The sequence below is a fragment of the Streptomyces sp. NPDC031497 genome (assembly GCF_055580905.1).
The window spans coordinates 139,822-164,726 of the sequence record NZ_JBVIKO010000002.1 but is presented as its reverse complement, the minus strand read 5'-3'; the positions used below and the strand labels follow the sequence as shown (position 1 = coordinate 164,726).

Here is a 24,905-nt window from a genome sequence, read left to right as displayed (position 1 = left end):
GGACGAGAACTAGTGGAGAAAGGAGCAGGCATGGCTCCACAGCAGCGAAAGCGGCCGAGGTCCCGGTCGCACCGGCGGGCTGTGGTCGCGGCGGTGGCGGCGGTCGTCGTCGCCTCGGCGACCCTGGCGACCGGCCCGGGATTCGCCGCGGGTGCGGAGGTGGCGCTGGTCACGGACCCGACTCCGGCTCCGACACCCACGACGTCCGTCCCGGCGTCGGCGGCACCCCTGCCGGTCCCGGCCAGTCCCTCGGCGGTCGCACCGGCACCGGTCGGCCCCGCGTCCGCGCCCGCCAGGGCGGCACCGCCGGCCTTCGGCGCCTTCCTGGACTCCGGGCCGCTGGGCGTGGCCCGCATGGCCCAGCTGAGCGGCTGGCTCGGCGGTGCCGAGCTGAAGGTCGCGCACACGTATCTGCCCGGCAACCGCTGGGCCGACATCGAGGGCGCACCCGGCTTCCTGGACGTCTGGGCACACTGGCGGCGGGAGCAGGACGACCGGATGCTCGTCCTCAACGTGCCCATGCAGGAACGCAACGAGGACCACGTCGGGGACGCCGAGGTCCGGTCGCTGCTGGCGCAGGGCGCCGCCGGGCTGTTCGATCACCACTTCCGGGCCCTGGCCGAACGGCTGGTGGAGCTGGAGGTGCCGGACACGGTCATCGTGCTCGGCTGGGAGATGAACGGCACTACCTACACCCATCGTTGCGGGCCGGACCCGGAGGCCTGGAAGAAATACTGGAAGAGAATCGTCACCACCATGCGTGCGGTGCCGGGCCAGAAATTCCGGTTCGACTTCACGCCGAGCCGGGGCCGCGACGCCGTCCCGTGGACGGAGTGCTACCCCGGGGACGACACGGTCGACGTCGTCGGCATGGATTCCTACGACCAGCCGACCGGTCTTTCCTTCGACGAACAGGTGCGGGAGCCTTACGGACTTCAGCAGCACGTCGATTTCGCGAAGGCGCACGGGAAACCCATTTCCTATCCGGAATGGGGCCTCTTCCGTAACGGTGACAACGCCGAATACATGCGGCGGATGCTCACCTGGATGGACGAGCACAGACCGCTGTACAACACGCTGACCGACTACTGCCCGCACGGTGTCTGGCAGTGTTCGGACAACCCGCGCTCGTCGCGGGTCTACCGCTCGGCCCTCTCCGGCCGGACCGGCACCGCGACCCCGACGCCGGCTCCCACGCCGGACGTCTCGACCCCGAACCCGACCCCCACTCCCACTCCGGGCACCACGCCCCCGGCCGGCTGCGCGCCGATGGACCTGGGCGACTGGATCGAGTACTGGCTCGGCGGGAAACTCTGCGTCCGCCTCGACTGGTGGTCGCGCACGCGGACCTAGTCCTGCCGCCGTTCCTTCCATCGGTGCCGCACCTCCTTGACCCGCTGCCGGGCGGCGGCGTCGCACAGCGCCGCCGTCAGCAGCGGTGCGGTGCGGCGCCGGGCCAGCAGCAGCCGCTGGTTGGCGACCGGCTGGGGCCGCCAGTGGTGCTTGTACGGTTCGTTCCCCCGCAGCAGGCTCAGCGCGCCCCGCTCACCGGCGCCGGTGTGCTGGGCGCAGGCGTCCAGGAGCATCACCGCCACGTCCGCCTTGCGCTCGCGCAACTGCGGATGCGCCCCGTACAGGTAGCCGCCGGCCAGGCTCGGCGACAGCAGGGTCAGATCGACGGCGACCACCTCGTCGTCCAGCCGGAACTCGGTGACCACCGCGTCCCCGGAACGCACCATCGGCCCCACCGAGCGCACCAGATGCTCCCGGAACCGCGACTGGAGGTGTTCCGTCGTCACCTTCCGCCCCTGCCACTGGAGCCGGTGCAGGTCGAGGAGCCGCCCGAGCGCGGTGTCGACGCCCTCCGGCGCCACGACGTCCCGGCGCACCCCGAGCGAGCCCAGCTTGCGCAGCTTGGCGCGCACCCGCTGCTGGGCCTTGTTCGAGGGCAGCCGGGCGACCAGCTCGTCCATCGACACGGCCGGCAGCTCCAGGCACAGCGAGTCGGGCACCTTCCGGCACGGCCCGTGCCAGCGGTCGTACACCCGCTCCACCGCACCGCCCGGACGCACCTCACGGAAGTCGATCAGCGCCGTCCGCGCCGCCCGGGCGAGTTCCTGGGTGAGCGCGGCCGCCGCCCGGCCGTCGTCGGCGTCGGCGAGCAGCACGTCCGTGTAGTCCGAGATCGCCCCGCCCAGCGGCACCAGCGTGGGCAGCGGCCGACGCGCCAGCATCAGCGGGGCCACGCCGACCAGTTCACCGCCGTGCCGCACCAGGACCAGGCGGAGCCGGCCCGGGACGCCGTACGAGCGCCACCAGGAGTGCAGCCAGGCGTGGCTCTGGAACGGGGTGGCCGTGCCGCACCGCCGGTAGAGACGGCCCCAGGCGGGGGCCAGCCCGGCGAAGGCGTCTTCGTCGGTGACGAGTTCGGTGGTGTGCGCGGCGAGCGTCGGGGAGGCCGTCGCCGTCACAGCTGCCCGTGCACGTCGGCGGCGACGGCGGGTCCCGGCACGGAGGCCTGCGGGGCGTTGTCGTCCTCGGGGCGCCGGGGCCGCACCAGCAGCACCAGCCCGGCCAGCAGCCCGCCCGCGCTGGCGCCCACCAGACCGGTCACCTTCGGGGACGCCGAGGTGGGCGCGGTCGGCTTCAGCGCCCGTGAGAACTGGAGGAGTTCGACGTGCGTGTCGCCCTTGGTGTCGTTGGCGTGCTGGGTGAGCGAGCGGGCCACCGCGTTCGCCATGTCGGCGGCCTGCAGGGCGTGCGGGGAGGTGGCCGAGACGGCGACCATCGGCGCGTCCGGCGAGGTCTCCGCCTGCACGCTGTTCCGCAGTGTGTTCACCGGCACCCCGGCCCATACCTGGGCGTCCCCGAGCACCGCGAGCTGGGTGGCGACCCGGCCGTAGGCTTGCGCGAAGCCCTGCGCGGTGACGGTGTCGGACCGGTCGGCGGGGACGGCGATGACATAGCTGGTCGCGGTGTAGCTGGGCGGCGTGAGCACGCCGTAGGCGCCGCCCAGCAGGGCGCCGGCGGCGACCCCGGCGGCCAGCAGCGACCAGGGCGGGACCGCGCGGGCGCGGGCGAAGGGGCGGGCTGCCCTGGTGGTGTTCTCGGTCATGGCGTACTGGCTCCCTGAGGGGTGGTGGCGAGTGCGGCCGCGTAGACGTCCATGAGCTGGGCGGCGCTGCGGGTGATGCAGTAGTGACGGGCGGCCTCCGGCGCGGTGCGCGGGCCGGGCCCGGCGGCACGGGCGGCGGCCAGCGCCTCGGCGTAGGCACGGGCACCGCCCTCGACACGGCGGGCGCCGGGGGCGGCGGCGGGCGGCAGGTCCTCGACGGCGGGGCAGGAGCTGTAGAGGACGGGCAGCCCGGCGGCCAGCGCCTCGATCACCGCGAGCCCGAAGGCCTCCTCCGCGGAGGGCGAGGCCAGTACGTCCATGGCGGAGGCGAGGGACGGGAGGTCGGGGTCGGCCGAACTGTCGGAGACGTACGGCCGTTCACCGGCGAACAGGACCCGGCCGGCGACCCCGGCCTCCTCGGCGGTACGGCGCAGCGCCCCCTCCTCCGCGCCCCCGCCGACCAGCAACAGGCGGCAGTCCGGCGGGAGTTGGGCGAGTGCCCTGATCAGGACGTCGAACCGCTTGCCGGGCGCCAGCCGCCCGATGCCGCCCACCACGAAGGCGTCCTGCGGGATCCCGAGACGGGCCCGGGTGCGCTGCCGCCGGTCCGGGTCGAAGCGGAACCGCTCCAGGTCGATGCCGTTCGGTACGACCTCGATCCGCGGCCCCGGCACCCCCCACCCGCGCAGCCGCTGGGCGACCGTGGGGGAGACGGCGACCGTGGACCGGCCGAGCCGTTCGCCCGCGAGGTACAACGCCCGTACCCCGGCGGTCAGCCGGCGCCCCTCCAGCTGTGCGTCGCCGAGCGAGTGCTCGGTGGCGACGACGGCCCGCACGCCCGCGAGGCGCGCCGCGATCCGGCCGTAGAGACAGGCCCGGTACAGGTGGGTGTGGACGAGGTCGTAGCGGCCCCGGCGGATGAGCCGGACCAGGCGGGGCAGCGCGGCCAGGTCCCGGTTCCCGGCCATCCCGAGATGGACCACCCGCACCCCGTCGGCGGCCAGCCCGCGCGCGACCGGCCCGGGGTTGGTGAGCGTGACGACGTCGCAGGAGACGGGCAGATGACGCAGCAGCAGCCGCAGTTGCTGCTCCGCCCCGCCGACCCCCAACCCCGTGATGACATGCAGGGCCCTCATTCAGAGCCCCTTGACGGGACGGCGGCGCAGCCGGTGCAGCCGGTACTTCAGGAAGAGGCGCAGGGCGTGGTCGTTCTGCCCGATGTGCACCCGGGGCAGGGTGTGGACGCCGCTCAGGTCGCCGGGGTCGATGGCGCAGGCGTAGCCGTACCCGGCGTCCCGTACGGCGTCGACGACCCGCTGGTCGACGGTCCCGTAGGGGTAGCAGAAGCCGTCCACGGGGGCCTGGATCAGCTCCTCCAGGAGGGCCCGGCTGTCGGCGGTCTCGGCCCTGAGCGTGTCCGCGTCGGCCTTCGTCAGGTCGACATGGGTGAGCCCGTGCGAGCCGATCTCCACGCCGGCCGCGGCCGCCCGCCGGATCCCGTCGGCGGTGAGCAGCGGCTTGCGCGGGCCGAGCGAGTCCCAGCGGTTGTCGCTGCCGAGCCGCCCGGGCAGCACGAACAGGGTGGCGCCGCAGCCCCAGCGGTCGAGCAGCGGCAGGGCGTGGTCGAGGAAGTCGGCGTAGCCGTCGTCGAAGGTCAGCCCGACCAGCCGCCGCCCCTCGCCCCGGGCCCGGGCGGCGAGCAGTTCGGCGACCGACACCCCGCGCAGCCCCCGCCGGCGCAGCCAGCCCAGCTGTGCGGCCAGCCGGTCGGGGGTGACGGTGACGCGGTACGGATCGTCCGAGCGGTCGCCCACGGAGTGGTACATGGCGACCCAGGGGACCGGGCCCGCCAGGTGTCTGATCTTCTCGGCGGACTCAATGGAAGACGGCATGCGCGAGCCTTCGGGTGACGGTGCCTACGGAACGGAGTGCGGGTGCGAAGCCCTGGGCGTCCAGCGCCCAGCCGAGCAGGACGAAGATCGCGGTCACGGCGGTGATGCCGGCCGCCAGACCGGTGAGCGGGTCCACGGGCTGTCCGGCGACGAAGGTGCCGACGACCGTGGCGACCACGGCGGCCCGCACCGGCCGGCTCAGCTCGGCCAGCACCCGCCGGACACGGATCGGGACACTGCGCGGGCCCATGCCGGACAGCAGGAGCACGGCGGTGACGGTGATACCGGTGGCGTTGGCGGCGGCGATGCCGATGACGCCGTACCGGCCCACCGCCATGGCGCCGAGCCAGGAGGTCACGGCGATCCCGGCGGCCATGGCGCCGACCGGGTACCAGGTGGCGCGGCCCGCCGAGAAGTAGGAGCGGACCAGCACCCCGACCATGGTCTGCCCGAGCAGCCCGAGCGCGTAGACGCGCATCACCCCGGCGGTGGCGGCGGTGTCCGCCGCGGTGAACGCCCCCCGCTGGAACAGGAGATGGACGAGCTGCGGCGCACACGCCACGACCACGGCGGTGCCGAGCAGGACGACGCTCGCGGCCACCGACAGGTCCCGCTCCACCCTGCGCCGGGCCCGCTCGATGTCGCCCTCGGCCAGCGCCCGGGCCACCACCGGGAAGGTGACCGTGCACAGCATCATCGACATCGTCATCGGGATCTGCGCGACCTTCTGCGCGTAGTTGAGGTGCGAGATCGCCCCGGAGTGCAGATGCGAGGCGAGGAACCGCTCGATCAGCACCTGCGACTGCCGGCACAGCGCGAACAGCAGCACGGTGGCCATCAGGACGACGTTCAGCGGCTCCGCCTCGGCGACCGGGTCGCCGACGGCGGCCTTGACCTTGCGCCGCACCTGCCCGAGCAGCGAGGGAAGCTGTACGGCGACCATCAGCAGGCCGCCCGCCGCCACCCCGAACGCGGCCGACCGCACCCCCCAGGCACCGCCGAAGGCGAACATCGCCGTGATGATGCCGGCGTTGTAGGCGACGTAGATCGCGGCCGGCGCGAGGAACCGCCGGTGCGCGCGGAGGGCCGCGCTGCAGTACCCGGCCAGCCCGAAGGACAGCACGCAGGTCGCGGTCAGCCGGGTGCAGTCGACGGCGAGCCCGGGATCGCGCAGACCGGGCGCGAGCACCTCGACGAGCTGCGGGGCGCCCCCGATGAGAAGGGCGCCGACGGCCGCGAAGGCGAGGGCCAGCCTCGGCAGGGTCCCGGCGACCAGCGCCCGCACGGGGTCGCCGGGAGCCCCCTGCGCCCGCCGGGCGAGGGCCAGGCTGAAGGCGGGGATCAGCGCGAAGGCGAGCCCGTCCTCGATGAGCAGCGTCGCGGCGAACTCGGGAATGGTCCAGGCGACGAGGAAGGCGTCGGTGTCCTGCCCGGCGCCGAAGAGCCGGGCGAGCGACTGGTCACGGATGAGCCCGAGGAGCGAGCCGACGACGGACAGGGTGGCGGTGACCAGAGCGGCTTTGGCGAGCACGCCGCGGGAGGGCGGCGCCCCGTCAGGGGCGCGGGGCTGTGACGTCTGCGGCTCCGCCGCGTGGGCGTGCTCGGCCGCCACCGGCCCGCTGTCGACCCGCGACCCGGGCACGCCCGTAGTCCTGGAAGGCGTCATCGTCATGGCGAACGCTCCGCCCCCACCAACGCCCACCAGGCCACCGCCCCGAACACCACCGCCGTCAGCACGGTCGACGGCCCCCCGATGTCCGCGTACGCGAAGTCCACCAGCTGCCAGATCAGCAGCCCGCACCCCACCAGCGCACAGTCGAGGCCGGCACCGCCGCGGACCCGCCACCACCCGCGCAGCCCGCACGCCAGCAGCGCCAGCCAGCTGCCCGTCAGCGCCAGCGCCCCGAGCAGCCCCTGCTCGCTCAGCACCAGCAGGTACATGTTGTGCGGCGACAGCAGCGGCTGCTTCCGGAACGCGGCCCCCGCCCCCTCCGTGTCGCTCCCGGAGGACAGCGCCAGCGAGGCATGCCCGTCCCGGTACGCCGGGAAGTTCTTCAAACCGACGCCGGTGACCGGGTGTTCGCGCCACATGCCGGTCGCCGCCGCCCACAGCGTGTAGCGGTCGACCACCGACTGGTCCGGCGCGTCGGTCACCTGCCCGATGCTGCTGAGACGCTCCTGGAGCATCGCCGTACCCAGCCCGAAGCCCCCCACCAGCACCACGCCCGCGGCCACCGCGACCGCCGCCACCTTCAGCGCCCGCCGCAGCCCGGCCAGCGCCAGCTGCACACCGCAGGTGAGCACCGTCGCGATCCAGGCCCCCCGGCTGAAGGACACGGCCAGCGGCAGCAGCAGGCCGAGCGCGCACACGCCCGCCGTCACCCGCTGCCGTACCGGTGACCGGCCCAGCGCCAGCCCCAGCGCGCAGACCAGGCCGAACGACACCACGGTCGCCATGCCCATCACGTCCTGCGGCCCGAACGTGCCGACCGCGCGGATCTCCTCGCCCTGGTACGACGCCCCGGTCCCGGTGAGGTACTGGTACACCCCGACCGCGCCCTGCCACCCCGCGAGCCCCACGAACGACCAGGCCAGCAGCCGGAAGTCGGCACGGTCCCGGATCAGCAGCAGGACCGCGGCGGGGACCAGGACGAACACCTGGAGATAGCGGCCGAGGCCGGTCAGCCCGGCCCCCGGGGAGGACGCGCCGGCCGCCGCGACGGCCAGGCCCACCACCGGCATGCCCAGCACCACCGCGGCCGTCGCCGACAGCGGCCGCCGCCGCTCCCGTACCGTGCGCACCGCGGCGTACAGCACCACCAGCGCGGACACCGCGTCCGCCGGTCCCGCCCCGCTGTCACCGCCGGCCGGGGTGAGCGGCAGCGCGAGGACCGCGAGCACGGCGGCCGCGGCGAGGACCGGCGGCAGCCGCAGGGGCCTGGCCGGGGAGAGTGCGAAACTCATCGTCAGCTCCCCGTCGAGCGCACGAGCGCGGCCGCGGTGCGCAGCAGGATGCAGATGTCCTGCCACAGCGACCAGTTGTCGATGTAGGCGTTGTCGAAGCGGGCCCGGTCCTCGATGGAGGTGTCGCCGCGCAGCCCGTGGATCTGGGCGAGTCCGGTGATACCGGTCCGCATCCGGTGGCGGGCCGCGTAGCCCGGGTAGGTCTGGCTGAACTGGCCGACGAAGTACGGCCGTTCGGGGCGCGGGCCGACCAGGCTCATGTCGCCCCAGAGCACGTTCCACAGCTGGAGCAGCTCGTCCAGGGACGTCTGGCGCAGGAACCGGCAGAAGGGGCTCATCTCGCTCTCGCCCGCCACGCTCCAGCGCGTCGCGGCCTCGTGCGCGTCGACCGGGCGGTGGGTGCGCAGCTTCAGCAGGGTGAAGGGGCGCCCGTCGCGGCCGATGCGCTCCTGCCGGAAGACCACGCCGGGTCCGTCGGTGAGTCGCAGCACCGCCGCGCACACCAGGAGCAGCGGACTGACCAGGACCAGCGCCGACCCGGAGACGACGATGTCGAGGACCCGCTTGCCGGCGCTGCCGCGGCGCCGCGAGCGCATCTCGAGGCGGCGGCAGGAGAACCCGGCGAGCTGGTCGCGCATCTCGTACGCCGGTGAGTCCGCGTCGACCTCCCAGACCACGCAGCCCGACTCGGCCAGCGCCCGCAGCAGCGGGCCCTGTTCGGTACGGACGGCGGGGTGGACGGTGAGGACGGCCCGGACCCCGTTCTGGATGAGGGCCCGCTCGACCTCCTCGCCGGTGGTCAGCACGGGCAGCCCCTCGGGGCCCTCGGGATGCTCGGCGACGACACCGACCGGCCGTACGCCGAAGCCCGGGTGGCGCAGCACGGCGGCGGCGACCCGCTGGGCGGTGGCGGCGGGGCCGATGACCAGGGCGGCGCGCGGGTGGCGCAGCAGGGCCAGGCGGCGGCGCCAGTGCACCAGACCGCGGCCGGCACAGGCCGCCGCCGCGTGCAGGACGCAGCCCAGCAGCAGGGTGCGGGCGGGCAGCGCGCGGTCCGGGTACCAGGCGGCGACGGCGGCGGCGAGGCCCAGCCAGACGACGGCGATCCGGCCGCAGACCGCCGGGAGTTCGTCCAGGATCCCGGCCACCCGCCCGGTGGGCTGCGGGCGCAGCAGTATCGCCCCGGACACCAGGAGACCGACCAGGACGGGCCGGCCCACGGCCTCGTCGAGGGCGACCGCGCCGAGCAGCGCGGCGCACAGGTCGGCGGCCAGCAGCGGCGCCGGGGAGGCGGGCCGCGCGGGCGGCCGCCGCGGCGGGAACCGGAAGCCTCCGACGGTGCGGGCCGGCAGGACCGAGACGGGCGAGAGTCCGTGCTCCCGTGGCTGCGGGCCGGGGGAGGGGACGGTGCTTTCCGCGGTCACGAGTGGATGGACTCCCTGCACTCAAAGGACATGAGCGGCCGCCCGCCGAGGAGTTCGCGGTACAGCTCCGCGACCGCCTCCGCCGTGCGCCGCACATCGTGCGTGGACTGGACGTGCCGGCGCCCCCGGTCGCCGAGCGACGCGCGCAGCTCCGGGTCGAGCAGCAGCCCGGCGACGGCACCGGCCAGCACGCCGGGCCGCCCCGGCGGCACCAGGCAGTGCGCGGCGTGCCCGGGCGGCAGGCTCTCGCGGGCGCCGTCGACATCGGTGACCAGCACCGGCCGCCCGCAGGCCATCGCCTCCAGCGGGGCCAGCGCCATGCCCTCCCAGCGCGAGGGCAGCACCACCAGGTCGGCGGCCCGGTACCAGGGGCGGGCGTCCGCGACGGCGCCGGCGAACGTGACGGAGGAGGGGGCGAGCCGGCGCAGCGCCTCGCCGTCCGGCCCGTCGCCGACCAGGGCCAGCCGGGCGCCCGGCACCCGGCGCAGTACCTCGGGCCAGGCCCGCAGCAGCACGTCCTGGCCCTTCTGCGGGCACAGCCGGCCGACGCAGACGACCAGGGGTGCCCCGGCCTCGGACGGGCCCCGGTTGTCCGGGGCGTCCGGGGCTCCCGGGGCTCCCGGGGTGAAGTGCTCGGTGTCGATGCCGTTGGGGATGACGGAGTACTGGGCGCGAATCCCGGCGCGCACGCCGGTCGCGCGCTCCGCCTCGCTGACACACACCACCCGGTGCGCCCAGCGCGCTCCCCACCGCTCCCACCGCAGCGCCAGCGCGGCGGTGACTCCGCCGACCGCCTCGAAGGACCAGGCGTGCGGCTGGAACAGGGTCGGGACACGGCCGCGCACGGCCAGGCGGCCGGCGAGGCCCGCCTTGGCGCTGTGCGTGTGCACCAGCTCCGGCCGCACCTCGTCGAGCAGCCGGCTGAGCCGTCGTACCTCGTCCCGGAGACCGGCGCCCGGGGAGCGGTCGGCGCGCCACCCGCGCACCTCGGCGCCCAGTTCCCGCGCGGCCTCGGCCAGTTCACCACCGGGGCAGGCCACCGTGACCCGCAGACCGGCTGTGAGCTGGGCCTTCGTCAGGTCCAGGACCACCCGGGCCACCCCGCCCTCGACGGGTTGCGCCAGGTGCAGGACCCGTCGCCGAGGGTCGGTTGCTGATCGGTGCATACGCGGTATTCCTCGCTCACGGGGGGCGCTCGGGACTGCGGGCGGAAACGCGCCGCACTACTGCACGTCCACGGCGGCGAAGAGCGCGCCCGCCCACGCCGCGTCGCGCTGGGAAACGAGCTCAAAGGTCAGCTGGTCACCGCCCTGCGCGAGACCGGTGCCGAGATCGAACACATCCGAGTCGTAGCCGAGCGTGTTGTCGTACGCCGGCTCACGCCGGGCGCGTACCCGGTCGGGGTCGTTGATCGTGGAGTTGAGTACGTCGTCGGCCGGGTCGGCGAAGTCGCCGAGCGGGGTGGGGGCACGACCGGCGAGGGAGTATGTGAGCGAGTCACCGGTGCCGCCCCGGTCGCCGTTGTAGGCCACCAGACCCACCCGGCCGCCGGCGCCACGCGGGACACGTAGCCCGTTCAGCCGTATCCCGGCCGCCCGGTCGAGGGAGTCGAAGCCGTCCCAGAGGGCGAGCGTGCGCAGCGGCTCCGCCGGGTTCTGGTACGCCACCAGCAGCGTCCAGCCACCCCAGGCGCCGGCCCCGGACCTGCCCATGGCCACGTTCACCTGGCCGACCGTCCACAGTCCGGAGCCGCTCGACCGGACCAGGTCGGTGATCTCCGCCGAGGCCTGGAAGGCGTCCGCGCCGTCCTTCGCCCGGTGGCCCACGACCGTGTCGGCGAGCAGTTCCTTGTACTGGCCGCCGGGTTCGGCGATCAGCACCCGCGCGTCGTCCTTGGCCGGCTTCTGCTCGCCGGCCAGCAGATTGCCGCCCCAGTACAGCCGCGCGTACGTCACCCGGGAGCCCTCCGGCAGCCGGAGCTCGGCGCGTGAGGAGTTGTAGGTGTTCGGGTCGTCGTCGACATCGACGTAGAACATGTCGAAGTTCCCGTTCACCGCCGGGACCCGGCCCTCCCGGGCCGCCGAGCAGAGCGGTTCGGCCGGGAGTCCGAGTGTCGTACGGCAGCTGACGGAGGCGTTGGCCGCGCGGGCGAAGCCGCCTCGCTGCACCACGTGGTAGCGCTCGGCGAAGGGGATGCGCGGGGCCTCGGGGGAGGGCGGGGCGGCCGGAGCGGTCGCCCGGCCGGTGCCCGGTGCCCAGATCGCGGCTAGGGCGAGCGCGCTCACCGACGCACGGCGCAGCGGCGGGCCCAGGGGATTGCGCATGACCGGCTTCGCCCTTTCGGGAAGGGAGGGGGGAGGCGGGAAGAGGGGGAAGAGTGCGATGTGATGCCAATACGGGTAAGTCAGGAGGTGCGCAACTCTAGCCTTTTTCCGCACTAATCGGTCGAAACCGAGCAAGTGTGTCGGAATGGTGAAGGGGTCTTCCGGGAGATCACTCTTCTGGCGGCACAACCCGAGCCGGTGCCGCGCGTTGACACGGCGCTGGGCATCCGCCCGGATGTTTGTTTCGACCCCAAGGAGCACCTCTCCATGTCGCGTATCGCGAAGGGCCTGGTCCTGTCCACCGCCGCCGTCGCGGCCGTCGCCGGCGCCGTCGGCGTGGCCGCGGCCGACAGCGGCGCGAACGGCGCCGCCGCCCACTCCCCGGGCCTGGTGTCTGGCAACGTGATCGAGGTTCCGATCCACGTGCCGGTCAACGTCTGCGGCGACACGATTGACGTGATCGGCCTGCTGAACCCCGCGTTCGGCGAAACCTGCCTCAACGACTGACGCTGCGGCTTCTCCCTTCGGCCGGCCGGCTGCCCGCGCAACCCGCGGGCGGCCGGCCGGTTCGTGCGTGTGGGCACGGCTTCCGCGCGTGCCTCGCTCGGGCGTTCCCCCGAACGGCCGGAGTCGGGGCGGAAGGGGCGAGGCGGCCTGGCAGGGCACCTCATCAGGGACGATGCCGGCGGCACGGAAAGCGGTCGGTGACGGTCGGCGGTCGAGCTGTTGCAGGCCGACGCGGGTGATCTCACGGTGGGCAGCAAGTCCCACGCACATCGAAAGGAACACCCATGCGTGCTCTGCCCGCACGGCGTCTCGCGTCCACCGCGCTCTGCGCCCTTCTTCTGGCCGGGATCACCGGCCCGGCGGCCGTCGCCGCCGACTCGGCCCGTGAGCGCACCCACGCGAAGTCCCAGGCGCCCGTCCCCGGGGCCGACGCGCTGCTCGCCCAGGTCAAGTCGCTGGGCAACCTCGGGACCGTGCTCAAGCCGGTCACCGACCTGCTCAACACCGTGCTCGCGGCGGACAACGGCCAGCTGACCGCCGCTCAGGCCACCCAGCTCGGCGACGCCGTGAAGGCGGCCATCGCCCAGGTCACGGCGGCGGCCCCGGCCGCGGCCCCGTTGTCCGCGGCCTCCCCGGCGGCGGCGAAACCGACGACCCCGGCGGCGCATGCGGCGATCCCGGCCCCTGCGACGACCCCGACGGCGCCTGCGGCGATCCCAACGGCGCCTGCGGCGAAGCCGACCGCCCCGACGACGGCCGCGCCCTCCGCCACGACCGCGAACCCGACCGCCCCCGCGGCGAATCCGACCGCCCCCGCCACCCCGGCCCTGCCGTCGGCGCCGACCGTGCCGAGCGCCCCCGCCATGCCTGTCGCGTTCCCCGCGCCGGCCGCGGCCCAGGCCAAGGGCCTCGGTGGCGCTCCCGCCGCCAAGGACCTGACCGGCGACGCGCTGACCGCCCTGCAGACGGCGGTCGACAACCTCCTCAAGGCCGCCACCTCCGGTGACGTCAGCCAGGTGCTGCCGGCCGCCACCGCCGTCGTGACCGGCCTGGTCAACCTGCTCGCCGCGATCCTGCTCGGCAGCGGCCTGCCCGCGCCCAACCTGCCGGGACTGCCGAGCCTGCCGAGCCTGCCCGCCGTGCCCAGCCTGCCGGTCTCCACCCCCCTCCCGCTGCCCCCGAACTGACCGACCCGACCGGCCTCACGGGCCTGCCGGTGCCGACCGGCTTCACCGGGCCGACCGGCCTCACGGTCTTGCCCGGCCTGCCCGGCCTCACCGGCCCCTCTTCGGTCGCCGGACCTCTCGGGGATCTCATATGTCTTCCGGGCGTGGGGTTTCCGGGCTGCTGGGGCGTCGTTAGGCACGGCGTCAGCATTTCCCCTGGTGGCTTCCGTTGCGTGGCTCGCGCCGCCGCAAGTCGCCGAAGAAAGGAACACGATGAAGTCTCTGAAGGCTGCCGCTGTCGTTGCCGGTTCCGTGGCCCTCGCCGGCTTCGCCGCGCCCGCGTTCGCCTCCAACAACGCCGACCTGACGCCCACCAGCCTCAACGGCGCCGTGAACACGCTCACCAAGAGCCCCCTGACCCTGGACCAGGCGATGCCGCTGAAGCACCAGTCGGACGCCCTCAACACCGAGAACAAGCGCTCCGTGCTCCACAAGGTCAAGCGGACGACCGGCGCCGTCAACCAGCAGCGCAGCCCGCTGCTCGGCGGTCTGCCGCTGCAGGGCTGAGGCCGGGCGGGAACGATTCGAGGGACGCCGTACCGGCGTCCCTCGTTCGTGTGGCCGCACCGCCGGCTGTCCGCCGGTCGGGTGAGCGGGCGCCCGGCCGCCCCACCGCCCGTCGATAAGGTCACGCGGTGACCTCAACCCCAAGCGCGACCCGCCCCTTCCGCCCGGCCGACCTCGGCACGGTCGCCGTGCTGGCCTGGAGCGGCGAGGCTCCCGACGGCAGTGACATGCCCTATCTGCTGGCCTACTCCCTCGGCGACGCCGCGGGCGGCGCGGAGGCCACCTCGGCCGCCGTCGAGGCGCTGCTGGAGAACAACGGACTGCCGGTCGGCGGCGACCTCGTCGACGGCACCGCCCGGCCCCGCCTGCCCGTCACCCTGCTGGTCGAGTCCGGTACGGCCGTCCTCAACCTGGCCCCGCTCAACGCCCAGTGCCCCGCGCCCGAGGAGTGGCTCGCCGCCGTCGACGAACGCGGCTACGCCTACCTGGTGTTCACCACCCGGCCGTGGCCCGGGGGCGTGCCCGGCAGGCCCGTCGAGGCGGCGGCGCTCAAGGACTTCGCCGGGGCCGAGGAGACCCTGACGGCCGCCGCGCACATCGTGCTGCCCGCCCGCAGCCTGCGCGGCTGATGCCGGGAACCGCAGCCGCCGGCCGGGGGTTCGCGCTGCTCACGGTGGTCGCGGGGGCGGCCGGACTGCTGGCCTCCTGGGTCATCACCCTCGACAAGTTCAAGCTGCTGGAGAACCCGCGCTTCGTCCCCGGGTGCAGCCTGAACCCGGTGGTGTCCTGCGGCAGCGTGATGAAGAGCGACCAGGCGGCGGCGTTCGGGTTCCCCAACCCGATGCTGGGCCTGGTGGCCTACGGCGTCGTGATCTGTGTCGGCATCAGCCTGCTGGCCGGCGCCCGCTTTCCCGCCTGGTACTGGCTGACCTTCGACGCGGGGTGTGTCTTCGGCGTCGGTTTCGTGTCCTGGCTGCAGTTCGAGTCGCTGTACCGGATCAACGCGCTCTGCCTGTGGTGCTGCCTGGCCTGGGTCGCCACCATCCTCCTGTTCTGGTACGTCACCTCCTTCGCCGTACGCCATCGGTTCCTGCCCGCGCCCGCCTGGCTGCGCGACTTCCTCGGCGAATTCACCTGGGTACTTCCGCTGCTGCACATCGGGGTCGTCGGCATGCTGGTCCTGACCCGCTGGTGGGACTTCTGGACGAGCTGAACAAGGGACTTCGGGACGAGCTGATGAGTGAACAGCCGACTAATGCTGCACCCGGGCGAAATGTGAACTGATGCCGTTTTTCGGCTCGTTACCCGGTACGGACGTCGCTCCTCCCGCTCCTGAAAGGACCCGTACCCGACATGAAGCCGACCACCCGAGGATCCGTTGCCGCCGTCGTCACGGGCGTCGCGGTCGCCGTGGGCGCCGTGGGCGCCGCCGCCACGCCCGCCGCCGCCATCCCGACGGTGCCCGTCCCCGTGCCGCTGGACGGCGTCGAGAAGTCCCTGAACATGGAGATGCCCAAGCTCGGCATGGAGCTGCCGCTGTTCATCCCCGGCGTCCCCGAGGGACCGCGCTACGTCCAGGGCCGGCTCCTCCCGGACCGGACGCTGCCGCAGGTGCCGCTCAACGGCGGGCTGCCCGGCGTCGGCCTCAGGGCGCCGCTGCCGCACCCCCTCGGCGACGGCTACGACCACATCGATGTCGACACCCCGGCCTCCGGCCTGCGCACCCTCACTCCCGGCCTGGCGCTGGTCGCCCCGCTCACCGCGCCCGACCCGCAGCACCTCGGCATGCCGGCCCCGCAGGTGCCCGACGCCGGCGTGCTCGCGCCGGCCCTGCAGACGGTCGTCGGCGGCGACCTGGGCGCCGGCCCCGGCCGCTGACCCGTCGCTGCGTTCGGCCGCCACACCGGCCGCTCCCCGGTCCCGGCCGTGCGCCGGATGGCGGCGAGGCGGTGACCGGGCGGCCCCTCGGGCGGTTACCGGTACCGACAGCGATCGGTGAACCGTACGAGGAGTGAGCATGGTCGTCGGAGCAGGCGGTGTGGCGGTGGGCGCGGAGCCGGGGGCCGGGCGGCCGGACAGAGCCGGGGCGGGCGGGCCGACGCGGCGCGAGGTGACCCGGGGGCTGCTCGCCTCCGTGGCCGCCCTGGCGCTCGCCCCGGTCGTCGCCGCCTCCGGCCCGGTGCCCCCGGCGGACGGTCCTGCGGGCACCTCCTTCGACGAGACCTACCGGGGCCGCCGTATCCGCGGCGTCCTGGTGCCGGTGGCGGGCCGGGCCGACGACGGGCTCGAGTGGCAGGTCACCGTGGCGGGCCGGCCGCTGCATCTGATGCGGCGGGCCGACGGCACCTGGCTGAGCATGGTCGACCACTACAGCTCGTACCCGACCCCGCTGGAGGCGGCCCGGGCGGCCGTCGACGAGATCGGGCCCGGGCAGCGGCTGCGCGACCTGGCCCCGGGGCCGATGGGCGGGGGACATCTGCACATGGGGGGCGACCATGGCGTACGTGCGTAAGGACGTCGGCAGGCTGACGGCCGGCGAGCGCAAACGGCTCGTCGACGCCTTCCTGGAGGTCAAACGGCGGGGCGAGTACGACGAGTTCGTGCGGATGCACATCGACCACTACACCGCCGACGGCGAGCGAGGGCTGCGCACCGCCCACATGGCCCCCTCCTTCCTGCCCTGGCACCGCCGGTTCCTGCTGGAACTGGAGCGCGCCCTGCGCCGCGTGGACGGGTCGGTGACCGTGCCGTACTGGGACTGGACCAAGGACCGTACGGCGTCCTCCGTCCCGTGGACCAGGGACCTGCTCGGCGGGAACGGCCGGGCCCGGGACCAGCAGGTGATGACCGGGCCGTTCGCCTATTCGGCCGGGCACTGGACCATCAAGGAGGGCGTCACCGACGGCGAGTTCCTCGCCCGGGATCTGGGCCGGGCCCGCGACCCGATCGCCCTGCCCACCAAGGCCCAGCTCGCCCAGGCGCTGGACGACCCGGTGTACGACGTCGCCCCCTGGGACTCGACCGTCAGGCGTGGCTTCCGCAACAAGCTGGAGGGCTGGGGGTCCGGCAGCGGCAGCACGTCCTGGCGCAACCACAACCGGGTGCACCGCTGGGTCGGTGGGGCGATGCTCGGCGGCGCCTCCGTCAACGACCCCGTCTTCTGGTTCCACCACGCCTTCGTCGACCTGCAGTGGGAGCGCTGGAAGGCCCGGCACCGAGCGCACCGCTATGTGCCGGCCAGGCCGCCCGGCCGCGGCGACCCGCAGCACCGACGGGTCGTCGCCCGCGGCGAGAAGCTGCCGCCGTGGGACGTCACCCCCGGGTCGCTGGAGGACCTGAGCCGGATCTACCGGTACGCCTGAGCCGCCCCGGACACGGGAGGCGTCCCGGCACGGGAAGAGCCCCGGCACCCAGGGTGCCGGGGCTCCTCCGCTGGCGGTGGCTCAGCTGCCGTAGCCGCCGCTCTTGCCGTAGCCGCCCTTGTTGTCGCCGCCCTTGTTGTCGCCGCCCTTGAGGTGGCCTTCGTTGACGCAGGCGTTGCCGAACGCCGGGTCCAGCAGACCGATCACGTCGATGGTGTTGCCGCACACGTTGACCGGGACGTTGACCGGGACCTGGATGGTGTTCCCGGACACCACGCCGGCGGAGCCGACGGCCTCACCCTGGGCGCCCGCGTCGGCCAGAGCCAGGCCGGCTCCGCCGATCACCACTGCGCCGGTGCCGAGAGCGACGGCGGCAGCCTTCGCGATGCGAGACATCAGTTCTCCTTCTTGTTGCTCGGGGAGTGCGGCGGCAGGACCAGCCGCCGCACTCCCCGTTCAACGCCCCGACCTGCGGCTGGTCACGCCGATCACCGGACGATCACTCCAAGGGCCCGAGTCGGGGCAGCCGCCGTACCGCGGAACCCGCCAGGAAGACCCGGATGTTCCGCACCGCCCGGCCCCAGTTCGTCGTGTGGTTGGCGTAGCAGACACGGCCGTCGGCGCGCCCGAAGGAAGCCCGGGGCCGTACTCGAAATGCGGCCGCCGGCACGTGGGCGCCGCAGTCCCCGGCAGGCGCCACCGTCCTGGTGCTGATGGCGCTGCTCACCACCGCCATGACCACCCCGCGCTGACCCGTATCCGCAAGGAGGTCGACGAGGACCTCGGGCAGGAACAGGCCGGAATCGGCCAGGACGAACCCGCTCTGCAGCCTGCGAGCCCCGCTGACCTGCGCCTTCGGGCACGGCGGCGGCGTCAGCCCCCGACCGGCGAATAGTTCCAGCCCTGATGGTTGGCAGATTGCTAGTTGGAAGCTTGATAGATAAGCAGGTTGACGATATTCTCACGGTACGACAACGCGGCAGTGAGGGAGAGAGCGATGAGTCAGGACTTCAAGAACCTCGACATGACGATGATGTTCGCGATCCACGACGCCCTGCGACGCGAGCTGGAGCGGATAGCCCGGATCACCGCGCGGGTCGACGAGGACCCCCGGCACGTACTGAGCACCGCCGTCGGCTGGGAGCTCTTCAAGAAGTTCCTGACCATCCACCACACCTCCGAGGACGTGAAGATCTGGCCGGTCATGGAGGCGGCGCTGGCCGGCCAGAACTCCGAACTGGCGCTGCTCGCCGACATGGAGGCCGAGCACGGCGTCATCGACCCGCTGCTCGCCGACATCGACGCGGCCCTGGCCGACCGCGACTCCGGCCTGGAGCGCCTGACCGGCCTGACCGACACCCTCTACACCCAGCTCGGCGGTCACCTCGACCACGAGGAGCGGGACGCCCTGAAGCTGATGGACATCACGCTCTCCCAGGAGCAGTGGGCGGCCTTCGCGGGCGAGCAGCGCACCCGCGTCGGCGACGACTCCGCCCGCTACCTGCCCTGGCTGCTCGACGAGGTCGACGCCGCGAAGGCCGCCAAGCTCCTCGGCAACCTGCCCGAGCCGCTGCGCAACGCCTACGAGAGCGATCTGCGCAAGGCCTACCAGGACCTCGACATCTGGACCCCCAAGACCGCCTCCACCACCCGCTGACCGGACCCCGAGGGCCCCGCTCGCCCCCCAACCCTGAGACAGACACGGAGACATCCCATGTCGCTGCAAGACCGCACTCAGGCCGTCCCCAAGGCCGCGGCTCCGCCGCAGCAGGACGGCAAGCCCGGACTCGCGTTACTCGTGATCGCCACGGCCCAGCTCATGCTCGTCCTCGACAACACGATCGTCGCCGTCGCCCTGCCGAGCATGCAGAACGCTCTGGGGCTGAGCGAGTCCAGCCTCGGCTGGATCGTGACCGCCTACGCGCTCGCCTTCGGCGGCCTGCTGCTGGCCGGCGGCCGCGCCGGCGACCTCTTCGGCCGCCGCCGGGTCTTCCGCACCGGCCTGATCCTGTTCACCGCCGCCTCGCTGCTCGGCGGCCTGGCCCAGAGCGGTGAACTCCTGATCGCGGCCCGCGTCATCCAGGGCGCGGGCGCCGCGATCGCCGCCCCCACCGCCCTGTCCCTGCTCGCCACCACCTTCCCGGCGGGCCCCGCCCGCAACAAGGCGCTCGGCGTCTACGGCGCGATGGGCGGCCTCGGCTCGGTCGTCGGCCTGCTGCTCGGCGGCGCGCTCACCGAGTACCTCAGCTGGCGCTGGGTGATGTTCGTGAACGTCCCGATCGCCCTGGCCGTCCTGTTCGGCACCAGCGTCCTCGTCGAGGGCGAGCGCGAGCGCGGCAAGGTCGACGTGCCCGGCGCGCTCACCGCGACCCTCGGCTTCGGCTCGCTCGTCTACGCCATCAACCGCGCCGGCGACAAGGGCTTCGGCGACGGCGTCACCCTGATCGGCCTCGGCATCGCACTCGTCCTGATCGTCGCCTTCGTGGCCGTCCAGCGCTCCAGCCGGGCGCCGATGATCCCGAGCGGTGTGCTGGCCGACAAGGGCCGGGTCGGCGCCAACCTGATCATGTTCCTGGTCGGCGCGGGCATGCTCGCCACCTTCTACTTCCTGACCCTCTATCTGCAGATCGTCAAGGGCTACGCCCCGATGGTCACCGGCGTCGCCTACCTGCCCTTCGCCCTCGGCATGGGCATCGCGGCCGGCGGTCTCGGCCCGCAGCTGCTCGCCAAGATGCCCGAGCGCAACGTCGTCGCCCTCGGTCTGCTGATCGGTGTCGCGGGCATGGTCTGGTTCAGCTTCATCGAGCCCGGCCAGAACCCGTGGGCGGCCCTGCTGCCGGCCCAGCTGGTCGCCGGTCTCGGCCTCGGCATGGTCTTCGTGGCCGTCACCATCGTCAGCGTCCGCGGGATCGCCCCGCAGGCCACCGGCGCGGCCTCCGGCCTGGTCAACACCGCCCAGCAGATCGGCGGCGCCATCGGCCTCGCCGCGCTGGCCGCGGCGGCCACCGCCATCACCGACCACGAGCTGCCGGGCAGCGTCCCGCACGCCCTGACCACCGGCTACTCGTACGGGTTCCTGTTCGGCGGCGGCCTGTACCTGCTGGCCCTGATCGTGGCCCTGATCACCCTGCCGGGCACGGTCCCCCGGCCCCAGCAGGACGGCGAGCCCGCTCCCGCCGCCCTGTGACCCGGCCCCGGCGGCCCCGCCCTGTCCACCCGGGCGGGGCCGCCGGCACCCCGGGACCGTCCCGGGCGTTCCCGGGGCGGTGCAGCGAGCCGAACGGTGTGCGAGCCGGTGCATATACTCGGAAAGGAGGTGCTGTCTTGCGGAGTTCAGGCGATTCTGGCGGTGAGCGAGGTCCGGTGACCCGGACGGAGGAGACCGCGGAGATTCCCGGAGTCCTCCCGGATGCGCTCACCGGCTTCATCGGCTACCTCCTGCGCCGGGTCTACGCGCAGTTCGCCGCCAGCGGCGACGGCGGCGACAACGACTCCCGCGACTTCCTGGTCCTGGACGCGCTCACCGGCCACGACTGGGAGTCCCAGCTCGACCTCGCCGAGCGGCTCGGCATCAACCGCACCATCATGGTCGGCGTCATCGACCGGCTCGAGGGCCGGGACGAGGTCCGGCGCACCCGCAACCCCGACAACCGGCGCCAGTACGTGCTCTCCCTGACCGACCGGGGCCGGGAGGCCGTGGAGGCCAGGCGGCGGGCGGTCGCCGAGCGGGACGCCAGGCTCACCGCCGTACTCACCCCCGAGGAGACCGCCCGGCTCGACGAGCTGCTGGCCCGGCTGCTGCCGGAGTCCGCGCAGCCGCTCGTGCAGGGCACCGAGTACCTGGTCGCGCAGGCCCATCACCGGCTGCGCAAGCACGGCGACGACAAGCTGGCCGGCACCGGGCTCAGGGTGCGCCACTACGGGCCGCTGTCCGCCCTCGACGTCCTCGGGGCCATCTCCCAGCAGCGGCTCGCCGAGCTGCTCGCCATCACCGGGCCCGCCGCCTCCCAACTGGTCGACGAACTCGTCAAACTGGGCCTGGTGCGCCGCGGCCGCGATCCGCACGACCGCCGCCGCTACGCCCTCGAAGTGACCGAACTCGGCCGCGAGCAGCTCGCCGTGGTGACCCGCGCCGTCGCGGAACTTGCCCGGGAGGTCTCCGCCCTGCTCGGCCCCGGCGGCGAGGAGGAGCTGCGCGAGCTGCTGCTGAAACTCCTCGCCCCGACCCATTCCGGACCCGCTTTCTCCGAGAACGCCAAGTCGTCTCTTTCCGCCAGGGGTTGACCCTCCGGGCGCTCCTGTGCCGTTGCACGCGAGATGCCCGGCAGCGCGGTTCCTCGGTCCGGGAGCACCTCGGTCCGGGAGCACCTCGGTCCGGGAGCACCTTCTGACAACGATGTCACCCTCGGTTGGTCCGGGGCCGACGCGCTCCGCGTGCGATGCTGGGAGCGGGATGACCGGGAGGCGGCGGACGCGATGGACTGGGCTGGGTTCGCGGAGCGGCTGGCGTCGTTGGCGCGGGACCTGCTGGCGCAGGAGTCGGTCGACGCCACCCTGGCCCGGATCACCGATTCGGCCACGGAGCTGGTGGAGGGCTGCGACGCGGCGGGCATCCTGGTGGTGCACGGCAAGGAGGTGCGGACGCTCGCGCCCACGGAGCAACTGGTCATCGACAGCGACCGGCTCCAGGAGCGGCTGGGCGAGGGGCCGTGCTTCGACGTCGCCCGCGACGAGAACGGGGAGCGGGTGTACCGCATCCGGGACTTCACCCAGGAGCAGCCCAGCTGGCCGGAATTCACTCCCCGGGCCCACCGGCTGGGCGTGGGCAGCATGATGGGTTTCCTGCTCTACACCGAGGACGAGGAACTCGGCGCGCTGAACATCTACTCCCGCCGGCCCGGTGCCTTCACCGAGGCCAGTGAACTGGCCGGCTGGCTGCTGGCCTCCCATGCGGCGGTCGCCTTCTCCAGCGCCCGCACCCAGGCCCAGCTGGAACAGGCCGTCGCCACCCGTCACCTGATCGGCGAGGCCATGGGGATCCTGATGGGCTGCCACCACCTCACCGAGGAACAGGCCTTCGACGTGCTGCGCCGCTACTCGCAGGAGAACAACATCAAGCTCCGCGAGGTCGCCCGCCGGGTCTGCGAACAGGGCCCGCTGTCCTGACCGACGGTGTGGGCGGGCGGCTGTCCGGGGAGCCGGCGTACGACGTCGACAACAAGCCCTTTCTCGACTGCCCGCGGCGCCCGTGCCCGTGATCGGCGAAAATCCGCCCGAACGGCCCCGGAGGCGCATCTGACCTGCGGTTCCCCGGGGGAACGGATGGCTGCGGAGTGGGCGCCCCCGGCAGGACTCGAACCTGCGGCCAAGCGCTTAGAAGGCGCCTGCTCTATCCACTGAGCTACGGGGGCCGGCTGTGCTGGCCTCGTACGTCCTGCCCTTGTCGGGCCGGTCCGTGACGTTGCCGGGGACAAGGATAGAACTCCCCGGTCCTCGTCCCGGTTGCTTCGCCTCCGTGGCTCAATGTGGAGGTTCAGTGAAGCGGTCCTGATAATCGCAGGCAGGTACGAATCGTGCATCGCTTTTGGCGCCTGACGCACCGGGTGTTGTGCACTCGTTATGCCTGGACTGTGCCTCCGTCCCAGTCGTCCCTTCCGCCCGTTGTGTTCTGTCGGCGCGCAGACATGTCTATATGCTTCAGAATTCCCCTAAAATTGGGCATTCTTCGCATGTGGTGACCTTGGACGTACGGCCTCAGCTGCTCGACACACTCTCCGCTCTGCGCGACCGTGTCGCCGCCGCACGCTTTCCGTTGCCCCTGGCGGGGGCCGCACGCGCGCGTGCCAATCGCGACGAACTGCTCGCCCAACTCGACGACTATCTGGTGCCCCGGCTCAAAGAACCCGAAGCGCCGCTTCTGGCCGTCGTGGGCGGATCGACCGGTGCCGGCAAGTCGACCCTCGTCAACTCTCTGGTGGGCCGCCGGGTCAGTGAGGCGGGCGTGCTGCGGCCGACCACCCGCACGCCGGTCCTGGTCTGTCATCCGGAGGACCATCACTGGTTCAGCGGCATGCGCGTGCTACCCGACCTCACGCGCGTGTGGGTACCGAACCAGGAACCCGGCGACGACCCCTTCCTCCCCGGCGAGAAACCCGAGCGCGTGCTGCGCGTGGAGACTGTCGACAGCCTCCCGCGCGGACTCGCCCTGCTCGACGCCCCCGACATCGACTCCCTGGTCGTCGACAACCGTGTCCTCGCCGCCGAACTCATCTGCGCCGCGGACATCTGGGTGATGGTCACGACGGCCGCGCGCTACGCCGACGCCGTCCCCTGGCATCTGCTGCGCACCGCCAAGGAGTACGACGCCACCCTGGTGACCGTCCTCGACCGGGTCCCGCACACGGTCGTCTCCGAGGTCTCCCGCCAGTACGGCGCCCTCCTCACCAAGGCGGGACTCGGCGACGTGCCCCGGTTCACGGTGCCCGAGCTGCCCGAGTCCGCGTGGGGCGGCGGACTGCTCCCGGCCACCGCCGTCGCCCCGCTGCGCGCCTGGCTCCTGCAACAGGCCCAGGATCCCGGCGCCCGCCATCACACCCTGGCCCGTACCGCCCACGGTGTCCTCGACTCCCTCAAGGCCCGGATGCCCGAGCTGGCCGGCGCTGCGGCCGCCCAGTACGCGGCGGCCCTGCGCCTGACCTCCGCCGTCGAGTCGGCCTACGACAGCGAGCTCGCGCGCGTGCGCGGCCGGCTCCAGAGCGGCGCCGTGCTCGCCGGTGACGCCCTCAAGCGCTGGCGCGCCTTCCCCGTCGACTGCGCCGCCGGCGAACTCCTGGACGCCCTGGTGGAGAGCCTCGCCGCGCTGCTGCTGTGCGCGGTGACCGCCGCCGACGAACGCATCGACGACTCCTGGCGCCGCGAGCCCGCCTCCGCCGCCCCCGGACTCACCGACCGCGACCCCTCCCTCGAGAGCGCCGAGCACCGCATCGGCATCGCCGTCCGGCGCTGGCGGCGCGAGCTGGAGGAGTACGCCGACGACGAGGTGCGCGAACTCGACCGCAGTGTCGCGCCGGACTCCGAGGCGGTCGCCGCCCTGGTGGCCACCGCGCTGCTCGGCGGGCGCCGCACCCGGGTGGCGGGGGAGCGGCTCGCCGAACGTATCGGCGCCCATGGCGCGCTGCGGCTGCGCGACCGCGCGGGACGGCTGCTCGGCGAGCACGTGGACCGCGTCATGCACGCCGAACGCGAGCGCCGCCTCGCCCCGCTGGACGCCCTGGACGTCCACCCCGAACCCCAGGCCGAACTCATCGCCGCCCTGTCCGTCCTCCAGAAGGAGAGGTGACCGGTGACCGCCGTCACTGACCACGACCACACGGATCACATGGAACGCATGGATCACACCGGTGACTACACAGGTGAGTACACGAGTGACTGCGGCAGTGACCGCACCGGTGACTTCGAAAGCGGCCCGACCGCGGCGGACTCCGCACCGGAGGCCGGACGTGAGCCGGGTCGGGGGCCCGGACGCGAGCCCGCGTCGGACCGCGTACCGGACCGCGTACCGGAACCCGCCCACGACCCCGGTCC

At 73.5% G+C, this 24,905-nt stretch carries 25 protein-coding genes and 1 tRNA gene; 14 read left to right on the top strand and 12 right to left on the bottom strand.

Going from position 1 to position 24,905, the window contains the following annotated elements; genetic code table 11:
* The first annotated feature begins 30 nt into the window (after positions 1 to 30).
* Complete coding sequence (locus ACZ5K7_RS04035; protein ID WP_468910145.1) at positions 31 to 1,353, top strand: glycoside hydrolase family 26 protein; 1,323 nt, start codon at positions 31 to 33, stop codon at positions 1,351 to 1,353.
* On the opposite strand, the gene ACZ5K7_RS04030 is transcribed toward ACZ5K7_RS04035, so the two are convergent.
* From ACZ5K7_RS04030 to ACZ5K7_RS03990, 9 genes are read right to left on the bottom strand one after another with little or no spacing between them, the layout of a single operon-like run.
* Entirely contained in the window at positions 1,350 to 2,471 is a 1,122-nt protein-coding gene (locus ACZ5K7_RS04030) for a GNAT family N-acetyltransferase (RefSeq protein WP_468910142.1), read from the bottom strand. The two genes, ACZ5K7_RS04035 and ACZ5K7_RS04030, sit on opposite strands and share 4 nt — an antisense overlap.
* Positions 2,468 to 3,115, bottom strand: a complete 648-nt coding sequence (locus tag ACZ5K7_RS04025) for a YveK family protein (protein ID WP_351690890.1) — start codon at positions 3,113 to 3,115, stop codon at positions 2,468 to 2,470. The genes ACZ5K7_RS04030 and ACZ5K7_RS04025 overlap by 4 nt, the downstream gene beginning before the upstream one ends.
* Positions 3,112 to 4,251 (bottom strand): glycosyltransferase, encoded by a 1,140-nt coding sequence (locus ACZ5K7_RS04020; RefSeq protein ID WP_351690892.1) that lies wholly within the window; start codon positions 4,249 to 4,251, stop codon positions 3,112 to 3,114. Before ACZ5K7_RS04020 ends, ACZ5K7_RS04025 begins: the two co-directional genes overlap by 4 nt.
* The gene (locus ACZ5K7_RS04015; RefSeq protein WP_351690894.1) at positions 4,252 to 5,007 is read right to left on the bottom strand and encodes a polysaccharide deacetylase family protein; all 756 of its coding nucleotides are present in this window, start codon (positions 5,005 to 5,007) and stop codon (positions 4,252 to 4,254) included.
* Positions 4,991 to 6,679: a murein biosynthesis integral membrane protein MurJ gene (gene murJ / locus ACZ5K7_RS04010; protein WP_468910137.1), complete on the bottom strand. Its 1,689-nt coding sequence runs from the start codon at positions 6,677 to 6,679 to the stop codon at positions 4,991 to 4,993. The genes ACZ5K7_RS04015 and murJ overlap by 17 nt, the downstream gene beginning before the upstream one ends.
* Positions 6,676 to 7,971: an O-antigen ligase family protein gene (locus ACZ5K7_RS04005; RefSeq protein WP_351690898.1), complete on the bottom strand. Its 1,296-nt coding sequence runs from the start codon at positions 7,969 to 7,971 to the stop codon at positions 6,676 to 6,678. The genes murJ and ACZ5K7_RS04005 overlap by 4 nt, the downstream gene beginning before the upstream one ends.
* A 2-nt stretch (positions 7,972 to 7,973) precedes the next feature.
* On the bottom strand, positions 7,974 to 9,395 hold the full coding sequence (locus tag ACZ5K7_RS04000; protein ID WP_468910133.1) for an exopolysaccharide biosynthesis polyprenyl glycosylphosphotransferase: 1,422 nt from the start codon (positions 9,393 to 9,395) through the stop codon (positions 7,974 to 7,976).
* Positions 9,392 to 10,561 carry a glycosyltransferase gene (locus ACZ5K7_RS03995; RefSeq protein ID WP_468910131.1) on the bottom strand — a complete coding sequence of 390 codons (1,170 nt, stop codon included), beginning with the start codon at positions 10,559 to 10,561 and terminating at the stop codon, positions 9,392 to 9,394. The genes ACZ5K7_RS04000 and ACZ5K7_RS03995 overlap by 4 nt, the downstream gene beginning before the upstream one ends.
* A gap of 57 nt (positions 10,562 to 10,618) precedes the next feature.
* Positions 10,619 to 11,719 carry a DUF3344 domain-containing protein gene (locus ACZ5K7_RS03990; RefSeq protein WP_468910128.1) on the bottom strand — a complete coding sequence of 367 codons (1,101 nt, stop codon included), beginning with the start codon at positions 11,717 to 11,719 and terminating at the stop codon, positions 10,619 to 10,621.
* 267 nt (positions 11,720 to 11,986) lie between these two features.
* Here ACZ5K7_RS03990 and ACZ5K7_RS03985 point away from each other — a divergent pair, with 267 nt between their 5' ends.
* The 8 genes from ACZ5K7_RS03985 to ACZ5K7_RS03950 all read left to right on the top strand — a co-directional run bounded on the left by ACZ5K7_RS03985 (position 11,987) and on the right by ACZ5K7_RS03950 (position 17,321).
* The gene (locus ACZ5K7_RS03985; protein WP_351690906.1) at positions 11,987 to 12,226 is read left to right on the top strand and encodes a chaplin; all 240 of its coding nucleotides are present in this window, start codon (positions 11,987 to 11,989) and stop codon (positions 12,224 to 12,226) included.
* 284 nt (positions 12,227 to 12,510) lie between these two features.
* Positions 12,511 to 13,413, top strand: coding sequence for a hypothetical protein (locus ACZ5K7_RS03980; RefSeq protein ID WP_468910125.1), 903 nt, complete (start codon positions 12,511 to 12,513; stop codon positions 13,411 to 13,413).
* A gap of 252 nt (positions 13,414 to 13,665) precedes the next feature.
* Entirely contained in the window at positions 13,666 to 13,959 is a 294-nt protein-coding gene (locus ACZ5K7_RS03975; RefSeq protein WP_351690910.1) for a hypothetical protein, read from the top strand.
* Positions 13,960 to 14,087: 128 nt separating this feature from the next.
* Positions 14,088 to 14,588, top strand: coding sequence for a DUF5949 family protein (locus tag ACZ5K7_RS03970; protein ID WP_351690912.1), 501 nt, complete (start codon positions 14,088 to 14,090; stop codon positions 14,586 to 14,588).
* Positions 14,588 to 15,172, top strand: coding sequence for a vitamin K epoxide reductase family protein (locus tag ACZ5K7_RS03965; protein ID WP_351690914.1), 585 nt, complete (start codon positions 14,588 to 14,590; stop codon positions 15,170 to 15,172). The genes ACZ5K7_RS03970 and ACZ5K7_RS03965 overlap by 1 nt, the downstream gene beginning before the upstream one ends.
* Positions 15,173 to 15,312: 140 nt before the next feature.
* Positions 15,313 to 15,837: a hypothetical protein gene (locus ACZ5K7_RS03960; protein ID WP_468910121.1), complete on the top strand. Its 525-nt coding sequence runs from the start codon at positions 15,313 to 15,315 to the stop codon at positions 15,835 to 15,837.
* Positions 15,838 to 15,976: 139 nt separating this feature from the next.
* Positions 15,977 to 16,471 (top strand): tyrosinase family oxidase copper chaperone, encoded by a 495-nt coding sequence (locus ACZ5K7_RS03955; protein WP_351690918.1) that lies wholly within the window; start codon positions 15,977 to 15,979, stop codon positions 16,469 to 16,471.
* A complete protein-coding gene (locus ACZ5K7_RS03950; RefSeq protein ID WP_351690920.1) occupies positions 16,455 to 17,321 on the top strand; it encodes a tyrosinase family protein in 867 nt (288 codons plus the stop codon). The genes ACZ5K7_RS03955 and ACZ5K7_RS03950 overlap by 17 nt, the downstream gene beginning before the upstream one ends.
* A gap of 81 nt (positions 17,322 to 17,402) precedes the next feature.
* Here ACZ5K7_RS03950 and ACZ5K7_RS03945 read toward each other — a convergent pair whose 3' ends face one another.
* Both ACZ5K7_RS03945 and ACZ5K7_RS03940 read right to left on the bottom strand, forming a co-directional pair.
* Positions 17,403 to 17,717, bottom strand: a complete 315-nt coding sequence (locus ACZ5K7_RS03945; RefSeq protein WP_468910117.1) for a chaplin — start codon at positions 17,715 to 17,717, stop codon at positions 17,403 to 17,405.
* Positions 17,718 to 17,820: 103 nt separating this feature from the next.
* Positions 17,821 to 18,057 (bottom strand): hypothetical protein, encoded by a 237-nt coding sequence (locus ACZ5K7_RS03940; RefSeq protein ID WP_468910114.1) that lies wholly within the window; start codon positions 18,055 to 18,057, stop codon positions 17,821 to 17,823.
* Positions 18,058 to 18,318: 261 nt separating this feature from the next.
* Here ACZ5K7_RS03940 and ACZ5K7_RS03935 point away from each other — a divergent pair, with 261 nt between their 5' ends.
* The 4 genes from ACZ5K7_RS03935 to ACZ5K7_RS03920 all read left to right on the top strand — a co-directional run bounded on the left by ACZ5K7_RS03935 (position 18,319) and on the right by ACZ5K7_RS03920 (position 22,487).
* Entirely contained in the window at positions 18,319 to 18,978 is a 660-nt protein-coding gene (locus ACZ5K7_RS03935; protein ID WP_351690924.1) for a hemerythrin domain-containing protein, read from the top strand.
* Positions 18,979 to 19,035: 57 nt separating this feature from the next.
* Positions 19,036 to 20,508: an MFS transporter gene (locus ACZ5K7_RS03930; RefSeq protein WP_468910110.1), complete on the top strand. Its 1,473-nt coding sequence runs from the start codon at positions 19,036 to 19,038 to the stop codon at positions 20,506 to 20,508.
* 176 nt (positions 20,509 to 20,684) lie between these two features.
* Entirely contained in the window at positions 20,685 to 21,605 is a 921-nt protein-coding gene (locus tag ACZ5K7_RS03925; protein WP_351690928.1) for a MarR family winged helix-turn-helix transcriptional regulator, read from the top strand.
* Between the two features lie 192 nt (positions 21,606 to 21,797).
* Positions 21,798 to 22,487 carry a GAF and ANTAR domain-containing protein gene (locus tag ACZ5K7_RS03920; protein WP_351690930.1) on the top strand — a complete coding sequence of 230 codons (690 nt, stop codon included), beginning with the start codon at positions 21,798 to 21,800 and terminating at the stop codon, positions 22,485 to 22,487.
* 172 nt (positions 22,488 to 22,659) lie between these two features.
* On the opposite strand, the gene ACZ5K7_RS03915 is transcribed toward ACZ5K7_RS03920, so the two are convergent.
* Positions 22,660 to 22,732: transfer RNA gene (locus ACZ5K7_RS03915), tRNA-Arg, on the bottom strand.
* A 320-nt stretch (positions 22,733 to 23,052) separates the two neighbouring features.
* On the opposite strand from ACZ5K7_RS03915, the gene ACZ5K7_RS03910 reads away from it, so the two are divergent.
* Complete coding sequence (locus tag ACZ5K7_RS03910; protein ID WP_468910106.1) at positions 23,053 to 24,660, top strand: dynamin family protein; 1,608 nt, start codon at positions 23,053 to 23,055, stop codon at positions 24,658 to 24,660.
* Positions 24,661 to 24,905: the final 245 nt, after the last annotated feature.